General features: G+C 68.0%; 12 protein-coding genes. 5 read left to right on the forward strand and 7 right to left on the reverse strand.

Going from position 1 to position 6,915, the window contains the following annotated elements:
- Positions 1-198: 198 nt before the first annotated feature.
- From MBTS_RS20995 to MBTS_RS21025, 7 genes are all read right to left on the reverse strand, one after another.
- Positions 199-558, reverse strand: coding sequence for a hypothetical protein (locus tag MBTS_RS20995; RefSeq protein ID WP_051439878.1), 360 nt, complete (start codon positions 556-558; stop codon positions 199-201).
- Positions 555-791 (reverse strand): hypothetical protein, encoded by a 237-nt coding sequence (locus MBTS_RS21000; protein WP_238206018.1) that lies wholly within the window; start codon positions 789-791, stop codon positions 555-557. The genes MBTS_RS20995 and MBTS_RS21000 overlap by 4 nt, the downstream gene beginning before the upstream one ends.
- Positions 792-802: 11 nt before the next feature.
- Positions 803-2,365 carry an AAA family ATPase gene (locus MBTS_RS21005; RefSeq protein WP_019904521.1) on the reverse strand — a complete coding sequence of 521 codons (1,563 nt, stop codon included), beginning with the start codon at positions 2,363-2,365 and terminating at the stop codon, positions 803-805.
- 66 nt (positions 2,366-2,431) lie between these two features.
- Positions 2,432-3,028: a hypothetical protein gene (locus MBTS_RS21010; RefSeq protein WP_018044328.1), complete on the reverse strand. Its 597-nt coding sequence runs from the start codon at positions 3,026-3,028 to the stop codon at positions 2,432-2,434.
- Between the two features lie 133 nt (positions 3,029-3,161).
- Positions 3,162-3,560 carry a hypothetical protein gene (locus MBTS_RS21015; protein WP_018044330.1) on the reverse strand — a complete coding sequence of 133 codons (399 nt, stop codon included), beginning with the start codon at positions 3,558-3,560 and terminating at the stop codon, positions 3,162-3,164.
- Positions 3,561-3,658: 98 nt separating this feature from the next.
- A complete protein-coding gene (locus tag MBTS_RS21020; protein WP_018044331.1) occupies positions 3,659-4,183 on the reverse strand; it encodes a hypothetical protein in 525 nt (174 codons plus the stop codon).
- Positions 4,180-4,719: a hypothetical protein gene (locus tag MBTS_RS21025; RefSeq protein ID WP_018044332.1), complete on the reverse strand. Its 540-nt coding sequence runs from the start codon at positions 4,717-4,719 to the stop codon at positions 4,180-4,182. Before MBTS_RS21025 ends, MBTS_RS21020 begins: the two co-directional genes overlap by 4 nt.
- Before the next feature lie 269 nt (positions 4,720-4,988).
- Here MBTS_RS21025 and MBTS_RS21030 point away from each other — a divergent pair, with 269 nt between their 5' ends.
- The 5 genes from MBTS_RS21030 to MBTS_RS21050 all read left to right on the forward strand — a co-directional run bounded on the left by MBTS_RS21030 (position 4,989) and on the right by MBTS_RS21050 (position 6,891).
- The gene (locus MBTS_RS21030) at positions 4,989-5,456 is read left to right on the forward strand and encodes a hypothetical protein (RefSeq protein ID WP_018044333.1); all 468 of its coding nucleotides are present in this window, start codon (positions 4,989-4,991) and stop codon (positions 5,454-5,456) included.
- A gap of 187 nt (positions 5,457-5,643) precedes the next feature.
- Positions 5,644-5,898 (forward strand): hypothetical protein, encoded by a 255-nt coding sequence (locus MBTS_RS21035; RefSeq protein ID WP_018044335.1) that lies wholly within the window; start codon positions 5,644-5,646, stop codon positions 5,896-5,898.
- Complete coding sequence (locus tag MBTS_RS21040; RefSeq protein WP_238206015.1) at positions 5,895-6,413, forward strand: hypothetical protein; 519 nt, start codon at positions 5,895-5,897, stop codon at positions 6,411-6,413. Before MBTS_RS21035 ends, MBTS_RS21040 begins: the two co-directional genes overlap by 4 nt.
- Complete coding sequence (locus MBTS_RS21045; protein WP_018044337.1) at positions 6,410-6,700, forward strand: hypothetical protein; 291 nt, start codon at positions 6,410-6,412, stop codon at positions 6,698-6,700. Before MBTS_RS21040 ends, MBTS_RS21045 begins: the two co-directional genes overlap by 4 nt.
- Entirely contained in the window at positions 6,697-6,891 is a 195-nt protein-coding gene (locus MBTS_RS21050; protein ID WP_018044338.1) for a hypothetical protein, read from the forward strand. Before MBTS_RS21045 ends, MBTS_RS21050 begins: the two co-directional genes overlap by 4 nt.
- The last annotated feature ends 24 nt before the right edge of the window (positions 6,892-6,915 follow it).

The following is a 6,915-nucleotide window of genomic DNA, read 5'->3' on the forward strand; positions in this document are numbered from 1 at the left end:
GGCGGACCAGCCCAGTCGAGTAGCAGTACGCCCATCCCGCCGCCGCATCGAAAGCCTGGACGGTCGACGTCGTTAGGCCCGTCCCGTCGGGGAACTTGTCATGCCCGTAGACCGTCCCGGTGAGCACGGTGCCATCCGCGGACCGGTTGTCGGGCTGTATGATCCAGTCGTGAAACAGGGGACGGTCGCCGAGCTCAGTCAGGTCGAAGCGGCTGCCTGGGTACCGGTTTCGCTGTGCCATGCCCTGCCGTCCTCGTCGAAGAAAATTGAGGCGGCTGCCACGACGGGCCGACCGCATTCGTCAGTGAAATGACCGGCAAGGAACGGCCGGTAATAGAATCTGACGGCCCTCGCGGGGACGCCTGCATGCGGGACGAGGGTGCCCTTGATCCACGCGTGAACCTCGCGATTGCCGGTGGGGATAACCCGGGCCCGCGACCCTGGCCGGACGACCATCACGGCGTCGGCCAGGGTTACGGTTTGGGCGTGGGCGACGACGCGGCCGCGTTCACGGACGGACCAGCAGCCGCGGGTCAGATTCCGGTAGACGTCTGTCATCGCGCTTCAAGGCGATCCTCAGGGATCGGGATGAGGCGGCCGCATGCCACGACGGCCGCGTTGGCGGCGGCGAGGCCCTCAGACAAGGTGACCTGGCGTGTCGCGACACAGCGGGCCATATGTCCGACGTACTCATCAAGCACGACCCCGACGCGGTGATCGACCGTGCCGGCGAGGCGATGGGCTCGGATGGACGAGCGGAGGTAGTCCCAGACGGGGGCGTGCGTGGTCATCGTCACCCTCTTCAATGCCGGGCCGCGAGGGTCTCGCGACCGGCGAGGACGGTGTCGACGAGACGCTGGAGACGTCGGACGCTACCCCCACTCCAGTGCTCCGCGATGAGCCCGAGCTCGTCGCCGTCGAGGTCCGGGAGCCACGACGCATCCGTCCCCCTCTCGCGCCGGGCGTCCCCCACGATCCCCCGTGCGAGGGCAGGTAGGTCGGCAAGCGTGGGCTCGGGCATCTGGAAAACTCGGAAGCGGTCCAGCAGGGGCCGGGGCATGCCCCTAGTCCCGTTAGCCGTCGCCAGGAACGTGATGCCCGAGAGATCGGTCGCGCACTCCAGGTAGGGGTCCCTGTAGTCCTCGGCATGATCCAGCATGGGCAGGAGCCCGTCGAGGAGATTGCCGTTCGTCATGCTGGTGCCGGCCTTCTCGATCTCGTCGAGGACCACCGCCACCGTCGCGAGGCTCTCTTGCCGGATCGTCTGAAGCGGCACCGAGGCCCTGCCGGATGACCACTGCCGGGAGGTCCCGATGAACGAGGCGTCCGCCACACCCGAGCACGAGTAGACCGTGCTTGGGAGGCCCAGCGCGGTGGCCAGGCTGGTGGCCAGTCGCGTCTTGCCGGAGCCCGGGGGCCCGACGAGCAGGATGGGTGGAAGCCGGGCGAATGACCTACCGACGAGTTGGTTCAGGATGCGCTCGATGAGCGATGCCGCGTGCGGGTACTGATCGACGAGATCCCGACGCGCGGCCGCGAGATCGGGCACCGGCCGGCGCGGGAGAGTCACCCCCGCGATAGGCGCCCACTCCGCGCGGGGCGTGGTCCCGCCGCTGCTACGTGCGCCGTCCTTCGCGGACCCCGGCAGGTGCTCGACGCTGCGCACGACGAGGAGCCCGGCGCCCGCTGCCTCCGGCAGATCGTCCTCGTCTTGATCGCGGGGATCGAAGCCGGTGTCGTCCCGGACGGGGCCGCGCTTGACGTTGTTGGGCCACTCTACCTTCACGACCGACCGGGCAATGATCTGTAAGGCGGTCAAACCGTCCCCCTGGCGGCGGGCCGACCGGGGCTCGCGCCTGGGTGCCCACTGCTCTCCATCGCAGTACGCGGCGATGCTCATCATCTCGGCATGCGTTCGGAGGAGATTTCCCAGTCGTAGGTCGGTATGCCCGCCCGCCATGGCGATCTGCCAGACCCTGACGGCACACCGCAGGGCACAGACGTGGTCGCCCAAAAAAGCTTGGTAATAGACGCACCTCGTCGACCAATCGGCATACGTGTCGCGGTCGTTCTGCCCCAGCTTGAGGTCCTCCGAGGCATCGTCGCACACGCTCTCAGCATGCGAGAGCGACGAGAGCGACACGCGGCACGACGACAGCTTCTCAAGCGCGGCACGCACGGGGGGGGGCAGGTCCGGCAGGTCGAGCAGGATGCCGGTCGACCAGTGGATCGTATCCGCGAGCGGGTCGCAGTCGAGGAAATCCAGGCCCTGATCGAGCCAGTCTACGGACGGGGGATGATTGGGTGCGAACGGATCGCTGGCAGGCGCACGGGGGCGCGCACCCCGAGGGGGGGTCTTCGTCATGGCCGGGTTTCTCCAGACGCCCTGTCAGAGACAGGGCTTCAGGCTGCCAGCCATACACACGAATCGTTAACGGAGCGTTGCCTTGAGCGCGGCCGTCCGGGCCCGGGCCGCGGCCGTCTCCCCCTGCATCGTGGCGACCATCCCGAGCGCACGGTCGAGGATCTCCTCACAGCGCTGCCCGAGGGCCTCGCGACCCTGGGCGGAGAGCGGCCCTGGGCCGGTCTCGCCCATTCCATGGGAGATGACGTGCTCGTCCCAAAGGTACGCGACTGCTTGGAGCATATACCCGGTGGCCCTCGGGTGTGCGGTTGCGGCCGCCCGGCCGAGCATGTCCAGGAGGGGCGCCGGGAGACCATGGGAGATGAGGCGGCCGCGTGCCAGGGAGCGCACGTTTAGGCCCGAGGCCAGGCTCAGGGGCCCCACGAAATCAGGTCCGAAGACCCTTTTGGCCACTCGCTCGATCTCGGCGTGGAGGGCCTCCGAGATCTCCGCATGATCCACCGGCTGGCCATCGATCAGGGCCTGCCGGCCATCGTAGGACAGCAAAGGCCCCGCCGGGGGGGCGGCCCCCGCGAGGTTGGAGAGCGGCGAGCCCGAGACGTACCCGACGGCGTGCCCAACGGCGGGGGTCCCAGCCGGGACGGGGTAGAGCGTTATGCGCACGGGAGAAGGTCCTGGGTGGGGCCGGCCAGGTAGATCACGTCAACGCAGAACCGGCCGGGATGGTCATTCGCGACGGGCCACATGCCAAGGCGCTGCCCCCATGTGTACCCCCTGATGATGATGGTGGTGCCCCTCATGACGCCACCCGCTTCAGGCAACGCGGGCAGGTCGCAGGGACGCCTTCGACGTCGCCCCATCCGACGGAACGCCGGCCCGGCGTGGCACCGCACAGCGCGCTCCCGGCCCCGCCCATCGGGCCGCAGCCGTCCTCGGAGACGATATGGTACAGGCGGCCGCGGTCGCGCTCACCGCCGTTGCTCAGGCGTCCGAGCATCTGTGCCGAGCGCCACGCGGAGCCGTCGGGGAGGACATACCGGGGGGCGGCCGTGAGGAATGCCTGGCGCTCCTCGGCCTGGCGGACCTGCCTGGCTTTCTCCTCAGCCTGGTACTGGGCAGCGGCCGCAGCCCGTTCCTCCGGCGAGGGGCCGGGGCCGGCGCGCACCATCGCCACCATTCGGTCGATAATCAACATGTGGGGTTCCCTGCTGTACCGGGCAGCTTGTGGGCAAGCCGCTTCTGGTATTGTCCTATCTATACTGACAATCATTACTCTTCAAGGGTAGCGCGTCGTCAACGGCTAGTAGTGTCGGTGAGCGTCATGAGTCTGCGGATCATCCTGTCCTGGGCCGCGCCACGGCCGTCGCACCAGCCGTCGAAGGTAGACCGTGAGACCTGCAGGGCGTCGGCCGCGGCGTCGCGCCCGCCGCGTGTCTTGGCCCATGCCTTTAGACACTCCGACAGGGGGCGGGCGTCCTTTTCCCAGTCCGGTGCGGCCTTGGGCTTGGACGCCGGCGCGGGGGAGTACACTGCGCTTTTCGCATCGTATGCGTTAGCCCAAGGGTCAAGCCGGGGGTCGTCGGGACCGATGCGGCCCGCCCCGAGAGGCTTGTCGAACCGCGAGAACCACGTCGCGGCGTTCCCGTCGCCGGTCGCATCCCGGGGAGGCTTGAACACCGCGGCGACCGGTTGCCCGATGAGGTCCTCGCGCCCGAGCAGGAGGCGATAGGCGTCAATGGCTGCGTCGGGCGAGCCGTAGCTCGCCCTCTCCAGAAGCTCGCCGCCATCGTGTGCGCGTAGTCGGACCATCCAGGTCATGAGCGGATACTCTCCAGGATGTCTTTGACCATGTCGTTGGCGTTGCAGCGCTTGTTGCCGCTGTTGCAGAACCCGCCGTACGCCCAGAAGGCCTCGCCGGCATCCGTCTCGGTGTACGTGCCGTGTCCGGTTCCCTTGCGCAGGATGAAGAGTTTGATTGGACCCTTGCGGTCGTCAGACCACATGCCGCTCGTCTCCATCTTGATGTAGTCGCGGACCTGCGCGCCGTCGGGCGAGGTCCAGCGCTCGACGGAGACGATGGTGTAGAGGGCCTCACCACCCGCAAGCGCAAGGGAGGCGGTCTTGCCGACGAGGGCCTTGGCGAGGCCCTCGGTGGTGGTGAGGTCGGCCGGCGCGACGGCCTGGGCCTGCTGCTGCTGGACGGGCTGGGCGACCATGCGGGCCTCGGCCCAAGCCTGCCGGAACGCGGCGCCGAGCGCGGCACGGACGGCGGTGCCGGCGGAGGCCGCGGCTTCGCGGGCGATCCGCCAAGCATTCCTCAGGAGGGCGGAACGGTCGATTTTGGTGGTGGTCATCGGGTGGCTCCATCATCGGCCCGGATCGCCCCGGGAGGCCTCGGCTTGCGCCGGTGATCTAAATGTACCGCAATTTGCGGTAGTCGCAAGGCCTCCACGAGAGAATTCTTTACGCCCGATGAGGCCGTGTCGCGCGTCGTAAACCGCGATGGCGTTCTCGATGGGCCATCCGGACGGCCCGTCCGGTTTCCCTCTAGGCGAATCTGCGGGAGCTGCTTCGATCGTCTCTGAAGCGATCTCGCGAACGCGAGACAGGGACCCGGACCAGCATGCCCACAGAGATCGAGATCCGAGAGTTTGCCCGGCTGTATGCCGGCATGACACCCGAGCAAGTGGCGGCCCATGAAACGTGGGTCGCCAAGTACCGGCTGGAGATGGCCGAGGAGATTGCGCAGCGAGCGGTCGCGGCACAGGAGCGCCGTGACGCCCTCCGGGCAATGAGCGATGCCGACGTCGTCGAGCAGACCGTCAACGCTTACAGCGACGCCGACTTCGACCCGGCGCCCGCCCTGCAGGTCCTGCAGTATGCCGGGTTCATCCGCCGGCGAGATCTCCACGAGGCCGTCTCGCGTGTGAAGACCGTCATCAAGGAGTTCGATCTCGCGACCGCAGGGCATCATCTCTACGGCGTCCCCGGGATCCGCCATGACCTGTATCGGGTCCTCGATTTCCTGACCGGCGAGGACCACTCGGGCTGCACCCCGAACCCCGCTCCATTTCGGGGGGCCCAGTCATGAGGCGGTCCACAATCGACGAGATCGCCCTCGGGGCTGCTCGTGGGGTCGAGCGGATCATCGCAGAGGAGCACCCCGGCGGGGCCCCCCAGCGGCAGGCCAAGGTGCAGGTCATGTTCGCGGACTGGATCAGGCACGCCGTCCTCCGCGAGGTCAGGAATGACCGGCGCCGTGTTTCGAGGAGGTCCTCATGATCAGGACCTCCTCGCCTCGCGACGGGTTCGACCTCTGGTTCCTGTTCATCGGCATCGCCATCGCCGCGGCCGTCCTGCTCACGATCCTGCAGGCCCTCTCGCAGGCAGCGGATCCCGCGTGGTCCAACCAAGGCGGCGTCCGGGTCTGGACGGACCCGGCGACCGGGTGCCGGTACACCCAAGCCGAGACTGGCATGCAGCCGCTCGTGGGACCGGACGGGCGCCCCGATTGCCTGAGGAGGCCGCAGTGAACGGTCGGGGCATGCAGAGCTACCGGGTCAAGGCAACCGACTGGCGCCGCATGCCCGGACAGGGGACCGTCGTCCTGATCAGGGCACCTTTCGACCGCCACGCCGTCGGCGACGTCATCACGATCTATACCGAGGGCGTTGGGGAAGATGCCGGTCGGGAGACCGCCGGGCACTGGAAGGTCACGGGCAAGGAGGGATCGGTCGGGTTCGCCATGAGCGCCCTGATAGTCCGGCTGGCGAAGCTTGAGGAGGTCCACTCGCCCGAGCCGGACCCGACGACCATGTCCGAGGCCGACCGTCTGAAGGAGGCGGCGCGCCAGATCTACGCCATCACCGGCCACCTGGCCGGGTGCATCGGTCTGGAACGGAACGGCGTCAACGAACTCCGGGACAAACTCTACCGCCTCAAGGCCACCATCGTCGGTATCGAGTTCGAACCTGATTGCGAACATCGCTGGGACTGGCCGGACGGCACCACTCGGCACGGGCGGCCGCCGGAAGGAGACAGGGCATGATCGAGCGCATGATGAACCCGACCATCACCCTCACCCGCAAGCACTTCGCGACCGAGGAGGACTGGCAGCGCGCCATCCGCGAGGGAGGCACCTTCACGCTCGCCGGCGGCATCAGGGTTCACCTCACCCTGGGCGAGGAGATGGACCTCGATGACGACTGGGGCGTGAACCTTGGCGAGCCAGTCGCGAAAGTTTCCATCTCTGGCAGCCATGACGTGGAGGTGACCACCTACACCGAGGAGGTCACCTTCCATCCCGATGGCAGCTATTCGCGGAGGCTGGGATGACCGAGTCTGACGAAGTCATGCAGCAGACCTGGTGCTGCCTCACGTGCTCCGCGAAGTTCCGGTGGGGGGAGGTCCGGATGGCGGCGGGCGGCCTGCACTGCCCGCGATGCGATGCCGTCTCGCTCCACCCGGCCGGGGGCGAGGTCCGGGTGCTCGATGGGTACGACGGCGAGATCGGGACCCTGAACTGATGGCCCGCCCCGAACGTGTAAAAC

Source organism: Methylobacterium bullatum (assembly GCF_014845095.1).
In the GTDB taxonomy this organism is placed as follows: domain Bacteria; phylum Pseudomonadota; class Alphaproteobacteria; order Rhizobiales; family Beijerinckiaceae; genus Methylobacterium; species Methylobacterium bullatum.

Excerpts from the sequence above, each read along its gene's own strand:
- MBTS_RS21045 (WP_018044337.1), top strand. The coding sequence starts at position 6,410 with ATGATCGAGCGCATGATGAACCCGACCATCACCCTCACCCGCAAGCAC.
- MBTS_RS21050 (WP_018044338.1), top strand. The coding sequence starts at position 6,697 with ATGACCGAGTCTGACGAAGTCATGCAGCAGACCTGGTGCTGCCTCACG.
- MBTS_RS21030 (WP_018044333.1), top strand. The coding sequence starts at position 4,989 with ATGCCCACAGAGATCGAGATCCGAGAGTTTGCCCGGCTGTATGCCGGC.
- MBTS_RS21000 (WP_238206018.1), bottom strand. The coding sequence starts at position 791 with ATGACCACGCACGCCCCCGTCTGGGACTACCTCCGCTCGTCCATCCGA.
- MBTS_RS21005 (WP_019904521.1), bottom strand. The coding sequence starts at position 2,365 with ATGACGAAGACCCCCCCTCGGGGTGCGCGCCCCCGTGCGCCTGCCAGC.
- MBTS_RS21035 (WP_018044335.1), top strand. The coding sequence starts at position 5,644 with ATGATCAGGACCTCCTCGCCTCGCGACGGGTTCGACCTCTGGTTCCTG.
- MBTS_RS21015 (WP_018044330.1), bottom strand. The coding sequence starts at position 3,560 with ATGTTGATTATCGACCGAATGGTGGCGATGGTGCGCGCCGGCCCCGGC.
- MBTS_RS21025 (WP_018044332.1), bottom strand. The coding sequence starts at position 4,719 with ATGACCACCACCAAAATCGACCGTTCCGCCCTCCTGAGGAATGCTTGG.
- MBTS_RS20995 (WP_051439878.1), bottom strand. The coding sequence starts at position 558 with ATGACAGACGTCTACCGGAATCTGACCCGCGGCTGCTGGTCCGTCCGT.
- MBTS_RS21020 (WP_018044331.1), bottom strand. The coding sequence starts at position 4,183 with ATGACCTGGATGGTCCGACTACGCGCACACGATGGCGGCGAGCTTCTG.